This window comes from Streptomyces sp. NPDC001920, from assembly GCF_053594495.1.
This window is the reverse complement of sequence record NZ_JBSFEP010000017.1, coordinates 1-22,999: the sequence shown is the minus strand read 5'-3', so window position 1 is coordinate 22,999 and position 22,999 is coordinate 1. Positions and strand designations below refer to the sequence as shown.

Here is a 22,999-nt window from a genome sequence, read left to right as displayed (position 1 = left end):
CCGCCCTCCGGGCCCGCCTACAACTCCGCCAGCAGCTCGGCCTTCTTCACCGAGAACTCCTCGTCCGTCACCAGCCCTGCCCGGTGCAGTTCGCCCAGGTGGCGGATGCGCTCGGCGATGTCGGCCGGGTCGCGCCGCGGTGCCGCCGCAGGCACCGCGGCGACCGGTCCGCTCCTGCGGACCGCCGCCAGCACGGCCGCGGCGAACGGCAACGACTCGTGTACGGGCCCGTATCCCAGCCCGAACACGACGGCCGCCGGATCCTGGTCGGCCTGCGCGGGCCGGTCGTCGGCGGAGTCCCGGGGAAGCAACCGCAGGTGCCCGTCGAAGATCTCGGGCGACCGCCACTCCACGTCGCTCAACTCGCCGACGGAGAAGCTCTGGTCCCCCGCCTTCCACTTGGCCGACGACGCGCCCGTCCAGAACCATCTGAAGCGCACCGTCTCACCGTCGAAGGACGCCTTCCCGTCGTACGCCTTGAACGACAGCGGTACGTCGGGTGCGGCCACCAGGAACTCGTCCGCCGGTCCGGACCGGGTCAACTGCGCGCGCAGCTCGTCGGCGTAGTACTCGGCCAGCGTCTCCTTGTCGGCCGGCAGCACCAGTCGATACGGATCGCAGCCTTCCTTCAACTGCCCCGCGGCCGCCTCCGACAGCGGATCGGCGCCGGGCCGCGGCTCGATGCGCAGCGCCACGGTCCCGCGCTTGCCGGGCGTCAGTGTCACCCCGGCGATCGCCTCAAGCGGAACGCGTCTCTCCGTAAGCGCCTGGAACAGCTTGGGTGTTCGAATCCCCCGTTCGTAACGGATGAGCACGGAGTCGGACTCGAACTCCCAGGCGGCATGAAATCCGGCCAGTACGTCACCCATGCGGCTCATCGTATGCGGCACGTGCCCCTCCGTCGCCACCCCGCGCAGACCGCGGATCCTGCGCCTCTACGCGCGTCCGGCCGACGCCGTGTCGGACAAACCGTCCCGACAGACCCCGGCATCGTCGGCGCACCGCACCGACTCGTACGCACCGACCCCGATCCCGGCGAAGTTCGCCACACTGTCCGTGCCGGGCTCGAAGTAGCCGCCGTGTCCCTTGGCGTCCCGCGCCGACAGCACCCGTGCCCCGAACACCGCCGACACCGGGTCCTCGCCGTGCCCCAGGCCGCCGAGCTCCAGATACGGCACGTCCTGCACCCAGTCGTCGGCGTCCCGCATCGCCCACACATGCGCCGAGGTGCGCAGCTGGGAGGCCTTGGCGACCCGCATGCCGGGGCTGCCGGCCACCGCTATGTCGGCCACCCGGCCCGGCAGTACGGGCGCGGCCAGCCCGCACAGCACGGAGCCGTAGCTGTGGCAGAAGAGGGAGACGGGCGAGCTGCCGGGCAGCGCCCGCACCAGCGCGTTCAGGCGCACGGCCCCGGACTGCGCGCGCATCGCGGTCGCGGAGTCGATGCCGAGTCCGCTCGGCGAGGTGTAGTCGGCCCAGGCGATCACGGCCGTACGCGTCGAGGGCCGGGCCTCGCGCTCGGCGGCGTACAGCGACTGCGCCATGCCGACCGGCGCGGAGTACTTGCGGCTGGTGCGCTGGAAGGTCAGCAGGTCGGTGTCGACACCGGGGACGACGACCGAGATCCGCTCGGCCTCGTCCAGGTCGCCGAAGACCTCCGCGGCCCGCCCCGCGCCCTCCGGGTCGAACGCGAGGATGTGCCGGTCCGCCCGCATCATCGACTCGAAGCGGTGCATACGGCGGCCCGCCTCGCGCTGTCCGTCGGGTGTGAGCCCGTCGTCGTGCATGCGTTTGCGCTCGACGTCGCGTGCCTCGCGGAGCGCGATGCGGTTGGCGCGGTAGCGCAGCTCGACCGGGGCGCCGTTCATGTTGCCGACCGCGAGCGGATAGCGGTGGGCGAGGTCGGCGCGCTGCCGTTCGGTGAGCGAGCCGAAGAAACGGGTGAGCCGAGCGGGGGAGGAGTTCGCGGCCGGCAGTTGCTGCCCGGCGACGCTGCCCTGCTCCCAGGCGCTGAGCGAGGCCTGGAGCGGTGCCGGGCTCCGGTGGGTGCGCAGGGCGGTCCAGCCGGTGGTCGCCAGCATCACGAACACGACGGCCAGCGCGAGCAGAGCGCGCCAGACGTTCAGTGGCGGGGACGTGTCGAAGGAAGTCACTGAAAGGACACACTAGGAGAACGAGAGGGTCTCGCGTTAACCGAGTGACAGGTATCACGTTTCACTCCGGTCGTCGTGAACACGGCGATGACCTCAGTGTGTTCGCCAGCTCTCGCTGAGTGCCGGTCCCACCTGTTCGAGATGTGAGACGGTCAACGTCCGCATGGTGTCGAGGTCGAGCTTTTCCCCCGCACTCCACTGACGCTCCGTCAGACGCATCACCCCGCCGAACACCGCCACCGCCAGCCGGGGGCGCGGGTCGGCGTCCACGTCGACCCGCTCACGCTCGGCGAGGATGCGTGCGAGGGTCTCCTCGATCTCCACGGACTTGCGCAGGTGCGCGGCGAGCAGGACGGGGGTCGACTCGACCACCCGGTACATCCGCAGGTACAGCTCGACCGGTACGACCGCCTCGATCACGTCGTTCAGGGTGTCCCAGCTCTCCAGCACGGACTGGCGCAGCGCCTGCATCGGGGGTTCGTGCGCCGGCCGCTCGCGCACGGCCTGCACGAAGTGCGCCACCGCCAGATCGCCCACCGCGAGCGCCGCATCCTCCTTGCCGGCGAAATAGCGGAAGAAGGTGCGCTGGGAGACGTCGACGGCCTCGGTGATCTCATCGACGGTCGTCTGCTCGTAACCCTGCGTGGTGAAGAGCTCCAGCGCGGTGCGCAGCAGCGCGTCCCGGGTCCGCTGCTTCTTGCGTTCGCGCAGTGTTTCCATGCCTGTCAGTTACCGACTTGTGAATTGGTTTGTCAATTGTCAGAGGCTGTCACTAGCCTCGAACGCATGACTAGTCAGACCACCATCGAAACGACGGGGTCGGGGGGCAAGGCACCGGCAGCTCCGTCGGACGCGACGCCGGCCAAGGGGCTGCGCGGCCACCCTTGGTTCACCCTCATCACCGTCGCAGTGGGGGTCATGATGGTGGCCCTCGACGGCACCATCGTGGCCATCGCCAACCCGGCCATCCAGAAGGACCTCAGCGCCAGCTTCGCCGAGGTCCAGTGGATCACCAACGGCTACTTCCTGGCCCTCGCCGTCTCCCTGATCACCGCCGGCAAGCTCGGCGACCGCTTCGGGCACCGGCAGACCTTCCTCATAGGCGTGGTCGGTTTCGCCGCCGCCTCCGGTGCCATCGGCCTGTCCGACAGCATCGCGCTGGTCGTCACCTTCCGCGTCCTGCAGGGCCTGTTCGGCGCGCTGCTGATGCCGGCCGCGCTCGGACTGCTGCGGGCGACGTTCCCGGCCGAGAAGCTCAACATGGCCATCGGCATCTGGGGCATGGTCATCGGTGCCTCCACCGCGGGCGGCCCGATCCTCGGCGGCGTCCTCGTCGAGCACGTCAACTGGCAGTCGGTGTTCTTCATCAACGTGCCGGTCGGGATCCTCGCCGTCGTCCTCGGCGTGCTGATCCTGCTCGACCACCGCGCCGAGAACGCCCCGCGCTCCTTCGACATCCCGGGCATCGCCCTGCTGTCGACCGCCGTGTTCTGCCTGGTGTGGGCACTGATCAAGGCCCCGCCGTCCGAGTGGGGCTGGGGGGACCCCAAGACGCTCGCCTTCCTCGGTGCCTCCGTCGCGGGCTTCGCGCTGTTCGCCCTCTGGGAGACGAAGGTGAAGGAGCCGCTGATCCCGCTCGGGCTGTTCCGCTCGGTGGCGCTGTCCGCCGGTGTCGTGCTGATGGTCCTGATGGCCATCGCGTTCATGGGCGGCCTGTTCTTCGTGACGTTCTACCTCCAGAACGTCCACGACATGAGCCCCATCGACGCCGGCCTCCACCTCCTGCCGCTGACCGGCATGATGATCGTCGGCTCGCCGCTCGCGGGCGCCGTGATCACCAAGCTCGGCCCGCGCGTCCCGCTCGCGGGCGGCATGGCCCTCACCGCGATCGCCATGTACGGCATGTCCACGCTGGACACGCACACCGGCAGCGGCGTCATGTCGCTCTGGTTCGCCCTTCTCGGCCTCGGCCTCGCGCCGGTCATGGTCGGTGCCACGGAGGTCATCGTGGGCAACGCGCCGATGGAGCTGTCCGGCGTGGCCGGCGGTCTCCAGCAGGCCGCGATGCAGATCGGCGGCAGCCTCGGTACGGCCGTGCTGGGCGCCGTCATGGCCTCCAAGGTCGACAGCGACCTCGCCGGCAACTGGAAGTCCGCCGGACTTCCGCCGCTCACGGCGGCCCAGGAGGCCCAGGCCTCCGAGGCGGTCCAGGTCGGCGTGGCCCCGCTGGCCCCGGGCACTCCGGAGCAGATCGCCGTGAAGATCACGGACGTCGCACGCGACACCTTCATCTCGGGCATGAGCGCGGCGTCCCTGGTCGCCGCCGGTGTGGCCGTCGTCGCCGTCTTCGTCGCCTTCCTCACCAAGAAGGGCGAGAACGCGGAGGCGGGCGCCGGCGCCGCGCACATCTGACGCGACACGGCTCAACGGAGGGATCGCCGGGGCGAGTTCCCGCCTCGCCCGGAGTTCCCCTATCAGGGTGACAAGGCCGACGATCCCTCCCACCCGGCCCATGTCGCAGGTCACAGTGGGTCAAGCCCTCCGTACGACATGCTTCTCGGGCACATGCGTACGACGCCGGGGGCGGCCCGGGCTGCGGTGCGCTGCCGGAGGGGGGCAGCGCGCCGACGGCCCGAAAGCCGCAGGAATGAAGAGCGCACCGTGGGTACCCGTCGACTCGAACGCCGACTCAGGGAGTTGACGATGGCGGGTTTCGGACACGGTACGCGCAGGCACCCCCGCTCACGTGGCCGGACGTGGTCACGGACCGGGCCGGATCGCGCGACCCTGGGCATCATCGGGGCCATCTGTGCGGTCGCCGGCTTCTTCGTCCTGGGCATCATCCTCGGCCCGGTGGCGATCGCCTGCGGCTGGCTGGCCATGGGCCGCACATGGTCGGGAACCCGTCACGTCCCGGCCCTGATCGCCGTGGTCCTGGGCGCGATAGACACCCTGCTGGCCCTCATATGGCTGGCGGGGACGACCACCCCGGGCAACGGACTGTTCTGACGGGCGCGGCCCGCGGGCAGCCGCGCCGCCGGGCTGCGACCCGCCCGAGCCCAGCCGCTCGGGCGAGCCGCTAAGCCACCGGCTTGTCGCCGACCTTGTCCCCCGACAAGGCGGCGACCTCGGCCCTGAGCGCCCGGACCTCCTCCGTCAGCACCCGTATCGCCTCCGTCTGACGCCGCTCCTCCACGTCGTCCATCTCGAACCGCGCTATGAACCACGCGGCGATGTTCGCGGTCACCACACCCAGCAGGGCGATCCCCGACAGCATCAGCCCCACCGCGAGCATCCGCCCCAGCCCGGTCGTCGGCGCGTGATCCCCGTACCCCACGGTCGTCATGGTCGTGAAGGACCACCACACCGCGTCACCCAGCGTCTTGATGTTCCCGTCCGGTGAGTCCCGTTCCACCGACAGCACGGCCAGCGACCCGAACATCATCAGCCCGGTCACCGCCCCGCCGACGTACGTGGTGAGCCGTATCTGCGAGGCCATCCGCGCCCGCTGCCCCACCAGCAGCAGCGTCGACACCAGCCGCAGCAGACGCAGCGGCTGTATCAGCGGCAGCAGCACCGCGCACAGGTCCAGCCAGTGCGTCCGCATGAACTCCCAGCGCCTCTCGGCGATCAGCAGCCGCACGACGTAGTCCAGCGCGAACGCCCCCCACACCACCCACTCCACCGCGAGACACGCCGAGACCACGTCCTCGCTCGCGTCGGGCTCGACGATCGGCACGGCATAGGCCACGGCGAACGCCAGGGCCAGACCGAAGAGGGGACGCTGGGTGAGCCGTTCCCAACGCTGTTGTGCGGACGCTCGCTTCATGGCCCGCATCGTAGGAAATGTGAAGGGGTGGTGCGCCCGCGGGTCACCCACGGGCACACCACCCCATCGAGCCGTCGCCGCGAGGGCGCTACGCGTCGCCTCCCGCGGCCCCCGGGTCCGCCGCCGACACATCCAGCAGCTGGTAGCGGTCGATCGCCTGCTTCAGCGCCGAGCGGTCGACCTTGCCCTCCTTGGCCAGCTCGGTGAGCACCGCGACCACCACCGACTGCGCGTCGATGTGGAAGAACCGCCGCGCCGCCCCGCGGGTGTCCGCGAACCCGAACCCGTCCGCGCCCAGCGACTGGTACGTCCCCGGGACCCAGCGGGCGATCTGGTCCGGCACCGCCCGCATCCAGTCGGACACCGCCACGAACGGCCCCTCGGCCCCGGTCAGCTTCCGCGTCACGTACGGCACCCGCTGCTCCTCCTCCGGGTGCAGCAGGTTGTGCTCCTCGCACTCCACGGCCTCGCGCCGCAGCTCGTTCCAGGAGGTCGCCGACCAGACGTCGGCCTTGACGTTCCACTCCTCGGCGAGGATCTTCTGCGCCTCGACCGCCCACGGAACGGCGACACCGGACGCCATGATCTGCGCCGGGATCGACCCCGAGGTGCCCTCGCTGAAGCGGTAGACGCCCTTGAGGATGCCCTCGACGTCGACGCTCGTAGGCTCGGCCGGGTGCTGGATGGGCTCGTTGTAGACGGTGAGGTAGTAGAAGACGTCCTCGCCGTGCGGGTGCTCGGCGTCACCGCCGTACATCCGCCGCAGGCCGTCCTTGACGATGTGCGCGATCTCGTAGCCGAACGCCGGGTCGTACGCCACACACCCCGGGTTGGTCGAGGCGAGCAGCTGCGAGTGGCCGTCGGCGTGCTGGAGGCCCTCACCGGTCAGCGTCGTACGGCCGGCGGTCGCACCCAGCACGAAACCGCGCGCGAGCTGGTCCGACATCTGCCAGAACTGGTCGCCGGTGCGCTGGAAACCGAACATCGAGTAGAAGACGTACACCGGGATCAGCGGTTCGCCGTGCGTGGCGTAGGCCGAACCCGCCGCGATCAGCGAGGCCGTGCAGCCGGCCTCGGAGATGCCGTCGTGCAGCATCTGCCCCTGCGGCGACTCCTTGTAGGCGAGCAGCAGATCGCGGTCGACCGCCTCGTACTGCTGGCCGAGCGGGTTGTAGATCTTCGCGCTCGGGAAGAACGAGTCCATGCCGAACGTGCGGTACTCGTCCGGCGCGATCAGCACGAACCGCTTGCCGATTTCCTTGTCCCGCATGAGGTCCTTGAGCAGCCGTACGAACGCCATGGTGGTGGCGATCGACTGCTGACCGGAGCCCTTCTTCACGGTCGCGTACGTCTTGTCGTCGGGAAGCGCCAGCGGCTTCGACCGCACGACACGCGTCGGGACGTACCCGCCGAGCCCCTTGCGGCGGTCGTGCATGTACTGGATCTCCTCGGAGTCCCGCCCCGGGTGGTAGTACGGCGGGAGACCGCTCTCCAGGTCCTTGTCGGCGATCGGCAGGTGCAGCCGGTCGCGGAAGCGCTTGAGGTCGTCGACCGTCAGCTTCTTCATCTGGTGCGTGGCGTTGCGGCCCTCGAAGTTGGGGCCCAGCGTCCAGCCCTTGATCGTCTTGGCCAGGATCACGGTCGGCTGGCCCTTGTGGGCGCGGGCCGCCGAGTACGCGGCGTAGATCTTGCGGTGGTCGTGGCCGCCGCGGCCCAGGTGCAGGATCTGGTCGTCCGTCATGCCCTCGACCATCGCGCGCAGCCGCTGGTCGTCACCGAAGAAGTGGTCCCGGATGTAGGCGCCGGTCTCGGTGGCGTACGTCTGGAACTGGCCGTCCGGCGTGGTGTTCATCCGGTTGACCAGCACGCCGTCGCGGTCCTGCGCGAGCAGCGGGTCCCAGCTGCGGTCCCACACCAGCTTGATGACGTTCCAGCCGGCGCCCCGGAAGATCGACTCCAGCTCCTGGATGACCTTGCCGTTGCCGCGCACCGGGCCGTCCAGGCGCTGCAGGTTGCAGTTCACGACGAAGGTGAGGTTGTCCAGGCCCTCACGGGCGGCGATGGACAGCTGGCCGAGCGACTCCGGCTCGTCCATCTCGCCGTCGCCCAGGAACGCCCACACGTGCGACTTGGAGGTGTCCGCGATGCCGCGCGCCTCCATGTAGCGGTTCATCCGCGCCTGGTAGATCGCGCCGATCGGGCCGAGGCCCATGGACACGGTCGGGAACTCCCAGAAGTCCGGCATCAGCCGCGGGTGCGGGTAGGAGGACAGCCCGTACGGCGCCTTGGACTTCTCCTGGCGGAACGCGTCCAGGTTCTGCTCGTCGAGGCGGTCCAGCAGGAACGCGCGTGCGTAGATGCCCGGGGAGGCGTGGCCCTGGAAGAAGACCTGGTCGCCGCCGTCGCCCTCGTCCTTGCCGCGGAAGAAGTGGTTGAAGCCCACGTCGTAGAGCGAGGCGGAGGAGGCGAAGGTGGCGATGTGGCCGCCGACGCCGATACCCGGGCGCTGGGCCCTGGACACCATCACGGCCGCGTTCCACCGGGTCGCGTTGAGGATCTTGCGCTCGATCTCCTCGTTGCCCGGGAAGAACGGCTCGTCCTTGGTGGCGATCGTGTTGACGTAGTCCGTGCTGCGCATCTCGGGCACGGCCACGCGCTTCTCGCGGGCCCGCTCGATCAGCCGCAGCATCAGATAGCGGGCCCGCTCGCGGCCGCGCTCGTCCACGGCGGCGTCGAGGGAGTCGAGCCACTCCTGGGTTTCCTCGGGATCGAAGTCAGGAACCTGACTCGGAAGGCCGCCAATGATGATCGGGTTGCGATCGGATCCGGAAGCCACGCTGTTCCTTACCTGTCAGAGGGCTGTGTTTCTGGGGTTTCTGGGTGTCTCTACCGCTCCCCATCGTGTACCTCGGGGCGGCAAACGTCATCTCTACTGCGAGGTAACCGGCCCCTGATCAACGGCGGAGTACCCATGGATGGTTCCCAAACGTGCAAAGGGGGCAGATTGGTGTGGTGCGTGTCACCTTGAGACGATGATGGTGTGCGAGGAGTTGGGGTGACACGTTCAGGATCGTCACCGTTTCGGCGGTCTGAACGGCCGGGTACTTGCGCGATCCGCCCCGCCCGTGTGGACTACGGCCAATGCTTCGCGCACGCGCGTGGCTGAGTTATTCCCAAGACATGATCAGGAGGCAACCCGTGAGCGCGACCGCGGACCACGCGGAGGAGCGGACGAACCCTGCCGCAAGGCTGGGGTTCCAGCCCGAGCAGGTGGTCCAGGAGATCGGCTACGACGACGACGTAGACCAGGAACTCCGCGAGGCCATTGAGGAAGTCGTCGGCAGTGAGCTCGTGGACGAGGACTACGACGACGTCGCCGATGCCGTGGTGCTCTGGTTCCGCGACGAGGACGGCGACCTGACGGATGCGCTGGTGGATGCCACCACGTACATCGAAGAGGGTGGCTCGATCCTGCTGCTGACGCCGAAGACGGGCCGTGACGGCTACGTGGAGCCCAGCGACATCTCTGAAGCCGCGACCACGGCTGGTCTGTCGGCGTCCAAGAGTGTCAGCGTCGGCAAGGACTGGAGCGGCAGCCGTCTGGTGACGCCCAAGGCCGCCAAGGCCAAGAAGTAACCGGTGTGGCGGTGCCGGGCCGGGCGGAAACGCCCGGCCCGGCCTCCTGCACGGGCCCCGGGGGTCGCTGCATAGGGTGGACGCCACCCGAACAGCCCCACCGAAGGGACATCCACGACGATGGCGATCCAGGTCGGCGACAAGGCCCCCGACTTCGAGCTCAAGGACAACCACGGCGCCACCGTGAAGCTCTCCGACTTCCGCGGCTCCAAGAACGTGGTCCTGCTCTTCTACCCCTTCGCCTTCACCGGCGTGTGCACCGGTGAGCTGTGCGAGGTGCGCGACAACCTGCCGCGGTTCTCCGACCGCGACACCCAGGTGCTCGCCGTCTCCAACGACTCCATCCACACCCTGCGCGTCTTCGCCGAGCAGGAGGGCCTGGAGTACCCGCTGCTCAGCGACTTCTGGCCGCACGGCGAGGTCAGCCGCGCCTACGGTGTCTTCGCCGAGGACAAGGGCTGCGCGGTGCGCGGCACCTTCGTCATCGACAAGGAGGGCGTCGTGCGCTGGACGGTCGTCAACGCCCTGCCCGACGCCCGCGACCTGAACGAGTACGTCAAGGCGCTCGACACTCTCTGACCACTCAGGGACCCCCTGCCACCGACACCTGGGATTCTTCGGCGTCAAGGCCTGCGGGGCACGGGAACCCGTTACTAGGATCGACTCGTTGATCCGATATCACACGTACGGCGGGGCTCCCCGCCCCTGGACACCAATGGAGGACTCGTGGGAGTCAGCCTCAGCAAGGGCGGCAACGTATCACTGAGCAAGGAGGCCCCGGGCCTCACTGCGGTCATCGTCGGTCTGGGGTGGGACGTCCGCACCACGACCGGCACCGACTTCGACCTGGACGCCAGCGCGCTGCTGCTGAACAGCGCGGGCAAGGTCGCCAGCGACGCCAACTTCGTCTTCTTCAACAACCTCAAGAGCGCCGACGGCTCCGTCGAGCACACCGGTGACAACCTCACCGGTGAGGGCGAGGGCGACGACGAGCAGATCAAGGTCAACCTGGCGGGCGTCCCGGCCGACGTCGAGAAGATCGTCTTCCCGGTCTCGATCTACGACGCCGAGAACCGCCAGCAGTCCTTCGGGCAGGTGCGCAACGCGTTCATCCGCGTCGTGAACCAGGCCGGCGGTGCCGAGATCGCGCGCTACGACCTCAGCGAGGACGCGTCCACCGAGACCGCCATGGTCTTCGGCGAGCTGTACCGGCACGGGGCGGAGTGGAAGTTCCGCGCCATCGGCCAGGGCTACGCCTCGGGCCTGCGCGGTATCGCACAGGACTTCGGTGTGAACGTCTGATTCGAGCACACCACTGGCTGAGTCCGGCGCCGCACCGTTTGGGTGCGGCGCCGGATGCGCAGGACAACCGAAGAGACATCACGCGGGGAGGACCAGCATCATGGGCGTCACGCTCGCCAAGGGAGGCAATGTCTCCTTGTCCAAGGCCGCACCGAACCTCACTCAGGTGATGATCGGGCTCGGCTGGGACGCGCGCTCCACCACCGGAGCCCCCTTCGACCTCGACGCCAGCGCCCTGATGTGCAACGGCGGACGGGTACTGGGCGATGAGTGGTTCGTCTTCTACAACCAGCTCAAGAGCCCGGACGGCTCGGTGGAGCACACCGGGGACAACCTCACCGGCGAGGGCGACGGCGACGACGAGTCGCTCCTGGTCGACCTGTCCAAGGTGCCGGCCCACTGCGACAAGATCGTCTTCCCGGTCTCCATCCACATGGCCGACGAGCGGGGCCAGACCTTCGGTCAGGTCAGCAACGCCTTCATCCGGGTCGTGAACCAGGCCGACGGTCAGGAACTCGCGCGTTACGACCTCAGCGAGGACGCCTCCACCGAGACCGCCATGATCTTCGGCGAGGTCTACCGCCACCAGGGAGAATGGAAGTTCCGGGCGGTGGGCCAGGGGTACGCGTCGGGTCTCAGGGGCATCGCCCTAGACTTCGGAGTCAATGTTTCGTAAAACCGCGTACGGCGCAGGGGAGCCCCGTACACACAGGATTGGGTAGCCAGTGGTTCTGAAAACCTTCGGCTGGTCGTTCGCGGTCACCGCGCTCGGCCTCGTCGCAGCGGTCCTCTTCGGGGGGTGGACCGCCTTCGGCATCGTGGCGATCCTCTCCGTCCTCGAGATCTCGCTGTCCTTCGACAACGCGGTGGTCAACGCCGGAATCCTGAAGAAGATGAATGCCTTCTGGCAGAAGATCTTCCTCACCATCGGCATCCTGATCGCCGTCTTCGGTATGCGACTGGTCTTCCCCGTCGTGATCGTCGCCATCAGCGCCCAGCTGGGACCGATCGAGGCGGTCGACCTCGCGCTCAGCGACAAGGACCGTTACCAGGAGCTCGTCACCGACGCCCACCCGGCGATCGCCGCGTTCGGTGGCATGTTCCTGTTGATGATCTTCCTGGACTTCATCTTCGAGGACCGCGACATCAAGTGGCTCGGCTGGCTGGAGCGCCCGCTGGCCAAGCTCGGCAAGATCGACATGCTGTCGGTCTGCATCGCGCTGATCATCCTGCTGATCTCCGCGATGACCTTCGCGACCCATGCCCACCAGCACGGTGGTACGCACGTCGACAAGGCCGACACGGTCCTGCTCTCCGGTATCGCGGGTCTGATCACGTACATGATCGTGGGCGGTCTCTCCGGCTACTTCGAGGACAAGCTGGAAGAGGAGGAGGAGCGCGAGCACGAGGCCGAGGAAGAGGCCGAGCGCTCCGGCAAGCCCCGTTCGGCGGTCGCCCTGGCCGGCAAGGCCGCGTTCTTCATGTTCCTCTACCTGGAGGTCCTGGACGCGTCCTTCTCCTTCGACGGCGTGATCGGCGCCTTCGCCATCACCAACGACATCGTCCTGATGGCGCTGGGCCTCGGTATCGGCGCCATGTACGTCCGGTCCCTGACGGTGTACCTGGTGCGCCAGGGCACCCTCGACGACTACGTCTACCTGGAGCACGGCGCGCACTACGCGATCGGTGCGCTCGCCATGATCCTGCTCGTCACCATCCAGTACGAGATCAACGAGATCATCACCGGTCTGATCGGTGTGGTCCTGATCGGCGCCTCCTTCTGGTCCTCGGTGCGCCGCAACCGTGCGCTGGCGGCAGCGGAGGGAAAAGCGGACACCTCGGACGAGAAGACTGAGGTCTCGTCCGGGGTGTGACAGCCCTACGGGTGAGGAACGCTCTGTGCGGGGCGGCCGGGCCTCCGGCCGCCCCGCCGGTTTTTCCGAGTGAACGCAGGTCTACGTGGGACGTGGGGGCGCAATGGGCTTCTTGGACGGACTCTGGCGTGGCCGGGCGGCCGAATTCGACTCGGGCAGCGCATCGACGAACTCGATCGAGCTGACGAAGCGGCACGACCGGGTGTCGCTCACCAAGCAGGGCGCCGCCACCGGGCATCTGCGGATCAACCTGACCTGGCGGATGCGGACGTCGGACATCGGGGGATCGCAGCGGGAGAGCCTGCTGCGGCACCCGTTCAAGGCGCTCAAGCCGCCGGAGGTGCTCGGGCACAGCCAGAGCATGGTCAACGTCGACCTCGACCTCGGGTGTCTGTACGAGCTGACCGACGGGACGAAAGGGGTCGTCCAGCCGCTGGGCGGGTTCCTCGGGGACGTCAACGCGCCGCCGTACGTGAAGCTCAGCGGCGACGACCGGTTCGGGTCGGCGTCCGGGGAGACGATCTACGTCAACCTCGACCACCGGGAGAACATCAAGCGGCTGCTGGTCTTCGTCTACATCTACGACCAGACGCCGGCGTTCGACCGTACACACGCGATCGTCACGCTGTACCCGAGCAACGGGCCCCGGATCGAGATAGGCCTCGACGAGCGGCACCCACAGGCCCGGTCCTGTGCGGTCGTGATGATCGAGAACGTGAAGGACGAGGTGTGGGTGCGGCGCGAGGTGAAGTTCGTCTACGGGTTCCAGGCCGAGCTGGACCGGTTGTTCGGGTGGGGCTTGCAGTGGGGCCGGGGCTACAAGACCAAGGCGGAGAAGTAGCCGCCCGAGGCCGCGGCCCAGGCCCGGCGAACGACAGTGCCTAGCGGCCCACGAACTGCGGTCCCTGCGGAGGCAACCGGAACTCCGAGGCCGGCACGGCCGTGACCGGGGGCGGGTAGCCGTAGCCCGCCGGTGCCGTGGCCGGCTCGCCGGCCGGCTGGGGGTAGCCGTACGCCGGCTGGGTGGGCGGGGGCTGCTGGGGATAGCCGTACGACGGCTGCGGCGGGACCGTCGTCGTCGGTTGTTCCGGCGGCAGGGGCTGGGAGACCTCGGGCGCCGGCGTGGGTTCCTGCGCCGCCTCCGACTCGTCCACCGAGATACCGAAGTCCGTGGCCAGTCCCCTCAGGCCGTCCGAGTAGCCCTCGCCCAGCGCGCGGAACTTCCAGCCCTCACCACGGCGGTACAGCTCGCCGCAGATCAGGGCCGTCTCCCGGCCCGTCTCCGGCTTGATGTCGAAGTACGCCAGTGGATCACCGTCGGGGGACGCAGCGTCGTACAGCAGGATGCGTAGGTCCCGGACGCAGTCGAAGGCGACGCCGTCCGCCGAAGCGACCAGCAGAATCTGGCCGACGGCGGGCTCGACATTGGCCAGATCCGTCTGGATCGTGTCGGTGAGGCCCTCGGTGAGTCGCTTCTTGCCGAGCCGCCAGACCTTCCCGGAGGGGTGCCGGGGCTGGTTGTAGAAGACGAAGTCCTCGTCGGAACGCACACGACCGTCGGGGCCGAGGAGCAGCGCCGAGGCATCGACGTCCGGGACCCCCTGCCCGGGCGTCCAGCGCAGCACGGCGCGCACCGTCGTGACTTCTAGCGGGACGTTCGACCCTTTCAACATCGCGTGCGTCATGCCGTCATCCTGCCCTCTCCGTCCTGCTCACGACAACGCGGGGGTGCGACCGGCCGTGCGCGATCGTGTTCACTCGCGTTACCAGGAATTCATGCCCGGTGGGAACCCCCGACATGGGTACCTACGTACTATTACCGGCCACGTGTGAATCGGTCACAGTGGCCACGGAGCCACCACGGGGGAGTTCTATGCGTCATTTCGGGCACATCGCCCCGGAGGTGCGGCAGCGCCTGTTCCACCAGGAGCCGTGCGAGTTCTCCGCCGACTCCCCGGCCCGGCTGCTGTCCGCGGCCCTGGGCGCCACGCTCTACAGCCCGGCCACCCGGCCGCGGCTCGCCGACGACATCGTCAAACAGACCGGACGCGGCGTGGTCTCGATGGTGCTGTGCCTGGAGGACTCGATCGGCGACGAGGACGTGGCGGAGGGCGAGGAGAACCTCGTCCGCCAGTTCACCGACCTGGCGGGACGGCCGGGCACCGGCGACCTGCCCCTGCTCTTCGTCCGGGTCCGCACCCCCGAGCAGATCCCGGATCTCGTACGGCGGCTCGGGCCCACGGTGCGGCTGCTGTCCGGATTCGTACTGCCGAAGTTCACCGAAGAGCGCGGCATGCCCTTCCTGGAGGCCCTCGCCACCGCCGAGGCCGTCAGCGGGCGCCGCCTGTTCGCCATGCCCGTCCTGGAGTCGCCCCAGCTGCTCTACCGCGAGTCGCGCGTGGAGACCCTGGAGGGCATCTTCCGTGTCGTCGACAAGTACCGCGAGCGGGTCCTCGCGCTGCGACTGGGCGTGACGGACTTCTGCTCCTCCTACGGGCTGCGCCGGGCCCCGGACATGACCGCCTACGACGTCCAGATCGTCGCCTCCGTGATCGCCGACGTGGTGAACATGCTGGGCAGAGCCGACGGCACCGGATTCACGGTGACCGGGCCCGTGTGGGAGTACTTCCGGGTGCAGGAACGTATGTTCAAGCCGCAGCTGCGCCGCAGCCCGTTCCTGGAGGGCCAGGCCGAGGAACTGCGCGAGGCCCTCATCGAGCACTCCATGGACGGCCTGCTCCGCGAGATCACGCTCGACCACGCCAACGGCCTGCTCGGCAAGACCTGCATCCACCCCTCCCACGTCCTGCCCGTGCACGCGCTGTCCGTGGTCAGCCACGAGGAGTACAGCGACGCCAGGGACATCCTGCGGCCCGAGCGCGGCGGCGGGGGTGTACTTCGCTCGCAGTACACGAACAAGATGAACGAGGTGAAACCGCACCGCGCCTGGGCCGAGCGGACCCTGCTGCGCGCCGAGGTGTTCGGGGTCGCCAACGAGGACATCGGCTTCGTGGAGCTGCTCGCCGCCGGAATCCCGGCCTGAACCCGGCCGACCGGCCGCTCTATCCAAGGGACGCATGAACAACGCAGTGAACGACGGGGACTGGTCCGGCAGCTGGGTCGCCGAGCGGCTCGGAGTCCAGCTGGAGGGCGACGACGGGCTCAGGGACCTGCTGGGACTCGCCCTGCGCCGCAACCCCAAGCGGGCGCATCTGCTGGTCTCCAACGTGCTCGGCAAGCACGTACCGCAGGCGCCGTCCGTGGTGTACGACGCCGGCTTCGCCCTGGGCCGGCGGGTGCGGGACCTCCTGGGCGCCGACGAGGCCGCCAGGGCGGTCGTCCTCGGCTACGCGGAGACCGCCACCGGCCTCGGCCACTGCGTGGCCGACGGCATCGGGCTCGCCCCGTACCTGCACTCCACCCGCCGCCCCGTCACCGGCGTCGCCCGCGCGGGCGGCTTCGAGGAGTCCCACTCGCACGCCACGTCCCATCTGCTGCTGCCGGAGGATCCGGCCCTGCTGGCCGGTGCCGGGCCGCTGGTGCTGGTCGACGACGAGTTCTCCACCGGGAACACGGTGCTGAACACCGTCCGCGACCTTCATGCCCGGTACCCGCGGCAGCGGTACGTCGTGGTGGCGCTGGTGGACATGCGGTCGGCGGCGGACGCGGGGCGGCTGGAGGAGTTCGCCCGTGAGATCGGCGCCCGGGTGGACCTCGTGGCGGCCGCCGTGGGGACCGTACGGCTGCCGGAGGGGGTGCTTCACAAGGGGCGGGAGCTGGTGGCGCGGTACGAAGCCGGGACCGCCCCGGGCAGCGGCGGCGGCGCCGCCGCGTCCGGGGAAGCGACGGGCGCTCGCGCGCAGAGCCTCGAAGCCGACGCGCCCGACCACCACCCAGAGGTGCGGGGAACCGCGCTACCCACTCCCACCGGCCCGCAGCCGGCCGGCCACCGCACCCGCCCCCACCTCACCCGCGTGGACCTGCGCTGGCCCCCCGGCCTCCCCGACGGCGGTCGCCACGGCTTCACCCCCGCCCACCGGACGCGGCTGGAGAGCGCCCTGCCCGCCATGGCCGCGCGGCTCGCCGAGGCCCTGCCCGAAGGTGCCCGCCGTGTGCACGTTCTCGGCTTCGAAGAGCTGATGTACGCCCCCCTCAGGCTCGCCCGTGAGCTGGAGCGGATCACGGACGCCGAGATCCGCTACTCCACCACGACCCGCTCACCCGTCCTCGCCGTCGACGACCCCGGCTACGCGATACGCACCCGCCTCGTCTTCCCGGCCCACGACGACCCGGCCGACGGCCCCGGCGAGCGCTACGCCTACAACGTCGCCGGCGCCGGCTTCGACGCCGTCGTGGCCGTCGTCGACTCGACCGCCGACACCCCCCGACTGCACGCCCCCGACGGACTGCTGGCGCAGCTCGCCGCCCACACGGACCAGGTCCTGCTCGTGGTGGTGCCGTCGTACGTCCCCGGATCCCCGCACGTTCCCGAAAGGCACTCGATGCTGCCCGAGCCCCTCCGCGGCCCCGCCTTCTCCTCGTACGCCCCGGAGGAGGTCGGCTGGCTCCTCCAGGACCTCTCGGACGTGACCCTCGAGGCACCGACCGAGGAGCGCGAGGAGGCCATCCAGAGCGGCGGCGCGCACTACGCGGAGTCGCTGCCCGTGGAGTACCAGCCCAGCGAGCAGTACCAGGCGTTGTTCCACGCGGCGCTGGAGGAGTCGGCGGCCCGGCTGGCGCAGGCGGCCGGTGCCGTCACCGAGATCGTGCTGGCCGAGCGGTCGCCCCGCCCGGTGCTCGTCTCGCTCGCCCGCGCCGGCACCCCCGTCGGCATCCTCATGCGCCGCTGGGCCCAGTTCCGGCACGGGCTCGAACTGCCGCACTACGCCGTGTCGATCGTGCGTGGCCGGGGCATCGACGCCAACGCGCTGCGCCGGCTGGCCGCTCACCACGACCCGCGGGACGTCGTCTTCGTCGACGGCTGGACCGGCAAGGGCGCCATCACCCTGGAACTGGCCGCGGCGCTCCGCGAGTTCGAGGAGTCCGACGGCATCACCGGTTTCGACCCGGAGATCGCCGTACTCGCCGACCCGGGCTCGTGCGTGCGCACCTACGGCACCCGCGAGGACTACCTGATCCCGTCCGCGTGCCTCAACTCCACGGTCTCCGGCCTGATCTCCCGCACCGTCCTGCGCTCCGACCTGGTCGGTCCGCACGACTACCACGGCGCGAAGTTCTACCGTGAACTCGCCGGCTCCGACGTGTCCGTCGCCTTCCTGGACGCCGTGTCCGAGCGCTTCGCGGAGGTCGCGGACGCCGTCGACGCGCAGGTCAAGGAACTGCTGGCCGGCGACCGCACGCCGACCTGGGCGGGCTGGGCGGCCGTCGAGCGCATCAGTGAGGAGTACGGCATCCACGACGTGAACCTCGTCAAGCCGGGTGTCGGCGAGACCACCCGGGTGCTGCTGCGCCGGGTGCCGTGGAAGATCCTGGCGCGGGCCGGAGCCGGCGCCGACCTGGACCATGTCCGACTGCTCGCCGAGCAGAGAGGGGTACCGGTGGAGGAAGTGGCCGAACTGGCGTACACCTGCGTGGGGTTGATCCACCCCAAGTACACGCGGGGCGCGACGGGCGCCGACGGCAGGGCGGTGAACCTCTGATGCCGGTGCTGGTGGCGAGCGACCTCGACCGTACGCTGATCTACTCCTCCGCGGCCCTCGCGCTGACCATGCCGGACGCGCGGGCGCCGAGACTGCTGTGCGTGGAGGTGCACGAGAGCAAGCCGCTGTCGTACATGACCGAGACGGCGGCGCAGTTGCTGACCGACCTGGGCGACGCCGCGGTGTTCGTGCCGACGACGACCCGGACCCGCAAGCAGTACCAGCGCATCAACCTGCCGGGCCCCGCGCCGACGTACGCGATCTGCGCCAACGGCGGCCATCTGCTGGTGGACGGCGTCTCCGACCCGGACTGGCACGCACAGGTCACGGCCCGGCTGGCCGAGCGGTGCGCGCCGCTGGCGGAGGTGCAGGACCACCTGATGGCGACGGCGTCCCCGGCGTGGGTGCGCAAGCACCGGGTCGCCGAGGACCTCTTCGCCTACCTGGTCGTCGAGCGTGAGCTGCTGCCCGAGGAGTGGGTGAAGGAGCTCGCGGTGTGGGCGGAGAACCGCGGCTGGACGGTGTCGCTCCAGGGCCGCAAGATCTACGCCGTCCCGAAGCCCCTCACCAAGAGCGCCGCCGTGTACGAGGTCGCCCGGCGTACGGGTGCGGATCTGACGCTGGCGGCCGGTGACTCCCTGCTGGACGCCGACCTTCTCCTCGCCGCCGACCGGGGCTGGCGCCCGGGGCACGGCGAGCTGGCCGAGACCGACTTCACAGCCCCGGCGATCAGTGCGCTGCCGGAGCGGGGGGTGCTGGCGGGGGAGCGCATCTTGAGGGAGTTCCTGAAGGCAACCCGCACGGAAGCGCCCCGATAGGGTCGCGGGGAACTGCGCGACAAGCCACGGGGAACCCGCAGCCGCAAGACAACACCAGGCCCCGAGCTCCTAGGTCGTGTCCGCGAAGTCCCGCCTGCCCCGCGACGCCTGGCACGCACTCTCGCCGCACCGGGCGCACGCACCATACGCCGCGGGGCCCGCCCTCCGGGCGGACGACGGGACTTTGCGGACACGACCTAGGCGCAACACCCTCCACCACAACACCCGCCCCCGCCAGACTTCGGCGCGGGGGCGGGAGCCGAAGCCGTGCCGCCCACAGCCACCGTCGACAACAGCTTCACCGTGTCGTCATGTCCGGCCGGGCAACTCGCCGGCGCGGAGGACTCCGCCATCGGACGGTTCAGTTCGAACGTGTCGCCGCAGCTGCGGCAGCGGTACTCATAGCGAGGCATGCGCACAGATTAGCCCCGTCAGTGCGCGCCGCCCCGCTCCTCACGGATCTGCGCGACCACCCGGGCCACCGTCTGCCGCACCGCCTCCGTCTCGGTCAGGAAGTGCCAGTAGTCCGGGTGGCGGCCCTCCAGCGTGCCGATCGCCCGCTCCAGCCGTGCGACGGAGTCGTCCAGCGGACGGGCGTGCCGCGGATCGGGTGTGTTCCGCCCCGCCATGGCCAGCCGCTGGGCGTCCCGGATCGCGAACCGCGTCCGGTCGATCTCCTGCTGCGGGTCCTTCTGCACGGCGTTCAGCCGGCGCAGCCGGTCCCCGGCCGCGGACACCGACTCGTCGGTGCCGTTCAGCAGCGCCCGGACCGTCGACAGCAGTGCGGTGGCGTCCGGCCAGCGCTGGTCCTCGCGCGCGGCCCGCGCCTCCGTCAGCTTCAGCTCGGCCTGCCGTACGTTCTCCGCGGCCCGCTCCGGCACGCCCTGCAGGTCCTGCCAGCAGGCCGCCGTGAACCGCCGCCGCAGCTCGCTCAGCACCGGCTCGACCTGCTCGGCGCGGGTGGTGAGCGCCTGCGCGCGGGTACGCAGCGAGACCAGCCGGTGGTCGATCTCTGCGGCCCGCTCCGGCAGCTGCTCGGCCTCCGCCCGTACCGCCTCGGCCTCCCGCGCGACCCGTTCGGCCCGCTCCAGCGTCTGCGGCACACCGTGCTGTCCGGCGCCCTGGTTCAGCCTGGTCAGCTCCGGGGCGAGCGCGGCGAGACGGGCCGCGGGGCCGTCCGCCCGCAGCCCGGAGGCCCGTACGGCGTCCAGCGCGTTCGAGGCGGCGAGCAGGCCCTGCCGGGCGCGTTCCACGGCCGGTGCGAGGCGGGCCAGCTGGGTCTCGGCCTTGCCGAGCAGCGGCCCGAGTCCGTCCGTGAAGCGGTCCAGCTCCCGCTTGACGTTGCCGAGATCGTCCTTGGCCCTGGCCAGCTCGGTACGGGCGCGGGCGGCGGCCGACGCCTCCAGGTCGTCGCGGTCGAGGTCGTGGGCGTCGACGGCCTGGATGTACTGGTGGCTGACCTCGTCGATCCGCCGCCCGAGGGCCTCGAAGTCGCTGAGCGCGCGGCGCGCGGCAGGGGAGTCGTCGACGGCCGCGATCGTCTCGATCGAGATCCGCAGATCCCGCTGGGCCGTGTCCAACTCGTAGAACGCGGCGGCCGCCGCGTCCTTCGCGGCCTGCGCCTCGGCCCGCTGGCTCTCGGCCCGCCCGCCGAACCAGCGCCGGGTGCCGCCGCCGGCGAACGCGGCGGGCAGTGCCAGCGCGGCGACCACAGGCAGGGCGGCCAGGGTGAGTGCGTCCCGCAGGGCGAGCCGCGCGTCGCGGCGGAGGCGGCGTACGGCCCCTGAGGTGTCGTACGCCGGCTGCGGGCTGTGCTGTCCGGTGCGCCCGGCCCGTGCGGCGAACCGCAGGGGACCGCGCTGTGCGCGCGGCACTGACGGCGAGTTCGGCTGCTCAGGTGTCGCCGTCACATCCCTCTCCCGTGCTGTCATTCACCCTGCCCGGTAGTCATTCTCCCACCGGTACAGGACGAACACACGGGCCGGTCAGTTCGCCGTATCCACCGAAACCGCTCCGTCTCCGGTGTGGACGAAGACCACATGGCGGCTGGCGTCGCTGCGGGGCACGGACACGTCCACCGCGCCGTCGCCGCTCTCGGCCGTCACCTTGTACGTGGCCCGCGGCAGATCGATCGACACGGAGCCGTCGCCGGTGCGGGTCTCCACCAGGTCGGGCACGCGGCCGAGTTCGAGCGAGACCGAGCCGTCCCGGGTCTTCGCCCGCACCTGCCGCGAGGTGACGTCGAAGACGCGGAGGGAACCGTCGCCCGACTCCAGCCTCAGCGGGCCCTCGGCGTCGGAGACCCGCACCGAACCGTCCCCCGTCCTCAGGTCCAGCGGACCGGTGGAGTCGGTGACGTGCACGGAACCGTCCCCGGTACGCACGCTCAACGCGTCCCGGAACCCACGCGCCCGCACGCTGCCGTCCCCGTCCTCGACCCGCACGGTGATGCCGTGCGGAACCTCGATGCGGTGCTTGGCCGAACAGTTGGCGATCATGCCGGAGCACTTCTCCCGCAGCACCAGCCGGTCGTCCTTCATCTCCCAGGTCACCTCGGGATCCGAGCCGACCGCGACCGATCCCTGGAACCACCGGGTCACCTCGACCGTGCCGGCCTCGCTCCGGTCGGTGGCGACGATCTCCAGCGCCGAGTCGCCCGAGTCGACGGTCAGCGTCCGTCCCGCCAGGGCGAAGGACCGCTGCTCGGGGTCCTTGTCGTCCTCGGCGGAGGCTCCGCAGCCGGCCGCTGCGGCCACGAGCACGACGACGGCTCCGGCGACGGCGAGGGCGCGAGCGGTAACGGTACGGGCCATGGCGATCTCCCCCTGGGGCGTGCCCGTGACCGGCTCTCACGGCCCGGGACTTCGATGGTGCTTCCGACCGTACGGGCGCCCGTTCCGCCGCGGGATCCGGACCGCTCCCGGATCCTTGGTGGGGTAAACCCGACGCTGACCGGCGCCATGGGGGATACGGGTTTGCGGGACATGGCCCCGGGCAAGGTAGGCTGTCGACTCGTTCTCGGGTGCGTAGCTCAGGGGTAGAGCGCCTGCCTTACAAGCAGGATGTCGGCGGTTCGAAACCGTCCGCGCCCACAGCAGCTCAGGGCCCCCGCCGTTCGCGGCGGGGGCCCTGAGTGTTTCAGTCCTCTTCGTACGTTTCAGTCCTCTTCGTCCCGCGCCTCATGGGCGTGCTTGAGTTTCATGCGGGCGTCGACCCGCTCGGCCCCGGTGAGCTCCGACCAGTAGCGGTGGCCGCTGACGAAGATCGCGAGTTCGTGTTCGCGGCGGCGGAGCTTCTCGACCTCGGCCTGCTCGTCCTCCGTCCAGCCGGGAGAGGCGGGGCGTTCGATCTTGCGCCAGCCGTTGTCGTCGCTGAAGCCGTCCAGGGGCACGACCGACCAGGGAAGCCGCCTCAGCAGGGCCGACAGCTCGGCCCGGACCTGATGCAGCTCCTCCTGGCCGGCGAGGAGGTCACTCGGGTAGTCATAGGGCGTAGCCACGACCCAATGCTACGCCTGTTCGATTTTGGGTGGCGAGTTTCCCCGGGGGTTCACGCGAACGAGTGTGCGAGTGCCCGAGGGGGAGCGGTTGCCGGGGCAGACGCCCGGCCACCGCCGTCCGAACACCCCCGGGTCGTGTCCTAGGTCGTGTCCGCAAAGTCCCGCCTGCCCCGCGACGCCTGGCACGCACTCTCGCCGCACCGGGCGAAAGCCCACGTACAACCAGTA

At 70.0% G+C, this 22,999-nt stretch carries 21 protein-coding genes and 1 tRNA gene; 12 read left to right on the top strand and 10 right to left on the bottom strand.

From position 1 onward, the window contains the following. Positions 1 to 17: 17 nt before the first annotated feature. The 3 genes from ACWCPI_RS27335 to ACWCPI_RS27325 all read right to left on the bottom strand — a co-directional run bounded on the left by ACWCPI_RS27335 (position 18) and on the right by ACWCPI_RS27325 (position 2,873). Positions 18 to 878 (bottom strand): DUF4429 domain-containing protein, encoded by an 861-nt coding sequence (locus ACWCPI_RS27335; RefSeq protein WP_451040755.1) that lies wholly within the window; start codon positions 876 to 878, stop codon positions 18 to 20. A gap of 57 nt (positions 879 to 935) precedes the next feature. After that, positions 936 to 2,153, bottom strand: a complete 1,218-nt coding sequence (locus ACWCPI_RS27330) for an alpha/beta hydrolase (RefSeq protein ID WP_451040626.1) — start codon at positions 2,151 to 2,153, stop codon at positions 936 to 938. Positions 2,154 to 2,246: 93 nt separating this feature from the next. Continuing rightward, on the bottom strand, positions 2,247 to 2,873 hold the full coding sequence (locus ACWCPI_RS27325) for a TetR family transcriptional regulator (RefSeq protein WP_451040625.1): 627 nt from the start codon (positions 2,871 to 2,873) through the stop codon (positions 2,247 to 2,249). A 66-nt stretch (positions 2,874 to 2,939) separates the two neighbouring features. Here ACWCPI_RS27325 and ACWCPI_RS27320 point away from each other — a divergent pair, with 66 nt between their 5' ends. Further along, complete coding sequence (locus ACWCPI_RS27320; RefSeq protein ID WP_451040624.1) at positions 2,940 to 4,565, top strand: MFS transporter; 1,626 nt, start codon at positions 2,940 to 2,942, stop codon at positions 4,563 to 4,565. Positions 4,566 to 4,856: 291 nt separating this feature from the next. After that, positions 4,857 to 5,162, top strand: coding sequence for a small hydrophobic protein (locus ACWCPI_RS27315; protein ID WP_451040623.1), 306 nt, complete (start codon positions 4,857 to 4,859; stop codon positions 5,160 to 5,162). 70 nt (positions 5,163 to 5,232) lie between these two features. Here the strand turns inward: ACWCPI_RS27315 and ACWCPI_RS27310 are convergent, their stop codons facing one another. Beyond that, positions 5,233 to 5,982, bottom strand: a complete 750-nt coding sequence (locus ACWCPI_RS27310) for a potassium channel family protein (protein WP_451040622.1) — start codon at positions 5,980 to 5,982, stop codon at positions 5,233 to 5,235. Positions 5,983 to 6,070: 88 nt separating this feature from the next. After that, the gene (gene aceE / locus ACWCPI_RS27305; protein ID WP_451040621.1) at positions 6,071 to 8,818 is read right to left on the bottom strand and encodes a pyruvate dehydrogenase (acetyl-transferring), homodimeric type; all 2,748 of its coding nucleotides are present in this window, start codon (positions 8,816 to 8,818) and stop codon (positions 6,071 to 6,073) included. Positions 8,819 to 9,180: 362 nt separating this feature from the next. Between aceE and ACWCPI_RS27300 the strand changes: the two genes are divergently transcribed. The 6 genes from ACWCPI_RS27300 to ACWCPI_RS27275 all read left to right on the top strand — a co-directional run bounded on the left by ACWCPI_RS27300 (position 9,181) and on the right by ACWCPI_RS27275 (position 13,635). Beyond that, positions 9,181 to 9,618: a DUF3052 domain-containing protein gene (locus ACWCPI_RS27300; RefSeq protein WP_019757723.1), complete on the top strand. Its 438-nt coding sequence runs from the start codon at positions 9,181 to 9,183 to the stop codon at positions 9,616 to 9,618. Between the two features lie 120 nt (positions 9,619 to 9,738). Continuing rightward, on the top strand, positions 9,739 to 10,197 hold the full coding sequence (locus tag ACWCPI_RS27295) for a peroxiredoxin (protein WP_451040620.1): 459 nt from the start codon (positions 9,739 to 9,741) through the stop codon (positions 10,195 to 10,197). Positions 10,198 to 10,344: 147 nt separating this feature from the next. Then, positions 10,345 to 10,920, top strand: a complete 576-nt coding sequence (locus ACWCPI_RS27290) for a calcium homeostasis/redox stress adaptation protein (RefSeq protein WP_004001584.1) — start codon at positions 10,345 to 10,347, stop codon at positions 10,918 to 10,920. A 100-nt stretch (positions 10,921 to 11,020) separates the two neighbouring features. After that, a complete protein-coding gene (locus tag ACWCPI_RS27285) occupies positions 11,021 to 11,596 on the top strand; it encodes a TerD family protein (RefSeq protein WP_451040619.1) in 576 nt (191 codons plus the stop codon). A gap of 49 nt (positions 11,597 to 11,645) precedes the next feature. After that, positions 11,646 to 12,794, top strand: coding sequence for a DUF475 domain-containing protein (locus tag ACWCPI_RS27280; RefSeq protein ID WP_451040618.1), 1,149 nt, complete (start codon positions 11,646 to 11,648; stop codon positions 12,792 to 12,794). Between the two features lie 103 nt (positions 12,795 to 12,897). Then, entirely contained in the window at positions 12,898 to 13,635 is a 738-nt protein-coding gene (locus ACWCPI_RS27275) for a TerD family protein (protein WP_451040617.1), read from the top strand. 40 nt (positions 13,636 to 13,675) lie between these two features. On the opposite strand, the gene ACWCPI_RS27270 is transcribed toward ACWCPI_RS27275, so the two are convergent. Beyond that, positions 13,676 to 14,479 (bottom strand): TerD family protein, encoded by an 804-nt coding sequence (locus ACWCPI_RS27270; protein ID WP_451040616.1) that lies wholly within the window; start codon positions 14,477 to 14,479, stop codon positions 13,676 to 13,678. A 188-nt stretch (positions 14,480 to 14,667) separates the two neighbouring features. Between ACWCPI_RS27270 and ACWCPI_RS27265 the strand changes: the two genes are divergently transcribed. From ACWCPI_RS27265 to ACWCPI_RS27255, 3 genes are read left to right on the top strand one after another with little or no spacing between them, the layout of a single operon-like run. Further along, the gene (locus ACWCPI_RS27265) at positions 14,668 to 15,837 is read left to right on the top strand and encodes an HpcH/HpaI aldolase/citrate lyase family protein (protein WP_451040615.1); all 1,170 of its coding nucleotides are present in this window, start codon (positions 14,668 to 14,670) and stop codon (positions 15,835 to 15,837) included. A 34-nt stretch (positions 15,838 to 15,871) separates the two neighbouring features. Then, positions 15,872 to 18,454, top strand: a complete 2,583-nt coding sequence (locus ACWCPI_RS27260) for a phosphoribosyltransferase (RefSeq protein WP_451040614.1) — start codon at positions 15,872 to 15,874, stop codon at positions 18,452 to 18,454. Continuing rightward, complete coding sequence (locus ACWCPI_RS27255; protein WP_451040613.1) at positions 18,454 to 19,272, top strand: HAD family hydrolase; 819 nt, start codon at positions 18,454 to 18,456, stop codon at positions 19,270 to 19,272. Before ACWCPI_RS27260 ends, ACWCPI_RS27255 begins: the two co-directional genes overlap by 1 nt. Before the next feature lie 197 nt (positions 19,273 to 19,469). Here the strand turns inward: ACWCPI_RS27255 and ACWCPI_RS27250 are convergent, their stop codons facing one another. From ACWCPI_RS27250 to ACWCPI_RS27240, 3 genes are all read right to left on the bottom strand, one after another. After that, on the bottom strand, positions 19,470 to 19,685 hold the full coding sequence (locus tag ACWCPI_RS27250; protein WP_451040612.1) for an FmdB family zinc ribbon protein: 216 nt from the start codon (positions 19,683 to 19,685) through the stop codon (positions 19,470 to 19,472). A gap of 18 nt (positions 19,686 to 19,703) precedes the next feature. Beyond that, on the bottom strand, positions 19,704 to 21,182 hold the full coding sequence (locus tag ACWCPI_RS27245) for a hypothetical protein (RefSeq protein WP_451040611.1): 1,479 nt from the start codon (positions 21,180 to 21,182) through the stop codon (positions 19,704 to 19,706). A 75-nt stretch (positions 21,183 to 21,257) separates the two neighbouring features. After that, the gene (locus ACWCPI_RS27240) at positions 21,258 to 22,085 is read right to left on the bottom strand and encodes a DUF4097 family beta strand repeat-containing protein (protein WP_451040610.1); all 828 of its coding nucleotides are present in this window, start codon (positions 22,083 to 22,085) and stop codon (positions 21,258 to 21,260) included. 207 nt (positions 22,086 to 22,292) lie between these two features. On the opposite strand from ACWCPI_RS27240, the gene ACWCPI_RS27235 reads away from it, so the two are divergent. Further along, positions 22,293 to 22,364 (top strand) — tRNA-Val (locus tag ACWCPI_RS27235). 65 nt (positions 22,365 to 22,429) lie between these two features. On the opposite strand, the gene ACWCPI_RS27230 is transcribed toward ACWCPI_RS27235, so the two are convergent. After that, positions 22,430 to 22,771, bottom strand: coding sequence for a hypothetical protein (locus ACWCPI_RS27230; protein WP_388798523.1), 342 nt, complete (start codon positions 22,769 to 22,771; stop codon positions 22,430 to 22,432). Positions 22,772 to 22,999: the final 228 nt, after the last annotated feature.

Bases quoted from the DNA above. Each gene is read 5' to 3' on its own strand.
- ACWCPI_RS27240 (WP_451040610.1), bottom strand. From the start codon at position 22,085: ATGGCCCGTACCGTTACCGCTCGCGCCCTCGCCGTCGCCGGAGCCGTC.
- ACWCPI_RS27270 (WP_451040616.1), bottom strand. From the start codon at position 14,479: ATGACGCACGCGATGTTGAAAGGGTCGAACGTCCCGCTAGAAGTCACG.
- ACWCPI_RS27255 (WP_451040613.1), top strand. From the start codon at position 18,454: ATGCCGGTGCTGGTGGCGAGCGACCTCGACCGTACGCTGATCTACTCC.
- ACWCPI_RS27310 (WP_451040622.1), bottom strand. From the start codon at position 5,982: ATGAAGCGAGCGTCCGCACAACAGCGTTGGGAACGGCTCACCCAGCGT.
- ACWCPI_RS27325 (WP_451040625.1), bottom strand. From the start codon at position 2,873: ATGGAAACACTGCGCGAACGCAAGAAGCAGCGGACCCGGGACGCGCTG.
- ACWCPI_RS27260 (WP_451040614.1), top strand. From the start codon at position 15,872: ATGAACAACGCAGTGAACGACGGGGACTGGTCCGGCAGCTGGGTCGCC.
- ACWCPI_RS27315 (WP_451040623.1), top strand. From the start codon at position 4,857: ATGGCGGGTTTCGGACACGGTACGCGCAGGCACCCCCGCTCACGTGGC.
- ACWCPI_RS27320 (WP_451040624.1), top strand. From the start codon at position 2,940: ATGACTAGTCAGACCACCATCGAAACGACGGGGTCGGGGGGCAAGGCA.
- ACWCPI_RS27250 (WP_451040612.1), bottom strand. From the start codon at position 19,685: ATGCCTCGCTATGAGTACCGCTGCCGCAGCTGCGGCGACACGTTCGAA.
- ACWCPI_RS27285 (WP_451040619.1), top strand. From the start codon at position 11,021: ATGGGCGTCACGCTCGCCAAGGGAGGCAATGTCTCCTTGTCCAAGGCC.
- ACWCPI_RS27265 (WP_451040615.1), top strand. From the start codon at position 14,668: ATGCGTCATTTCGGGCACATCGCCCCGGAGGTGCGGCAGCGCCTGTTC.
- ACWCPI_RS27335 (WP_451040755.1), bottom strand. From the start codon at position 878: ATGAGCCGCATGGGTGACGTACTGGCCGGATTTCATGCCGCCTGGGAG.
- ACWCPI_RS27295 (WP_451040620.1), top strand. From the start codon at position 9,739: ATGGCGATCCAGGTCGGCGACAAGGCCCCCGACTTCGAGCTCAAGGAC.
- ACWCPI_RS27275 (WP_451040617.1), top strand. From the start codon at position 12,898: ATGGGCTTCTTGGACGGACTCTGGCGTGGCCGGGCGGCCGAATTCGAC.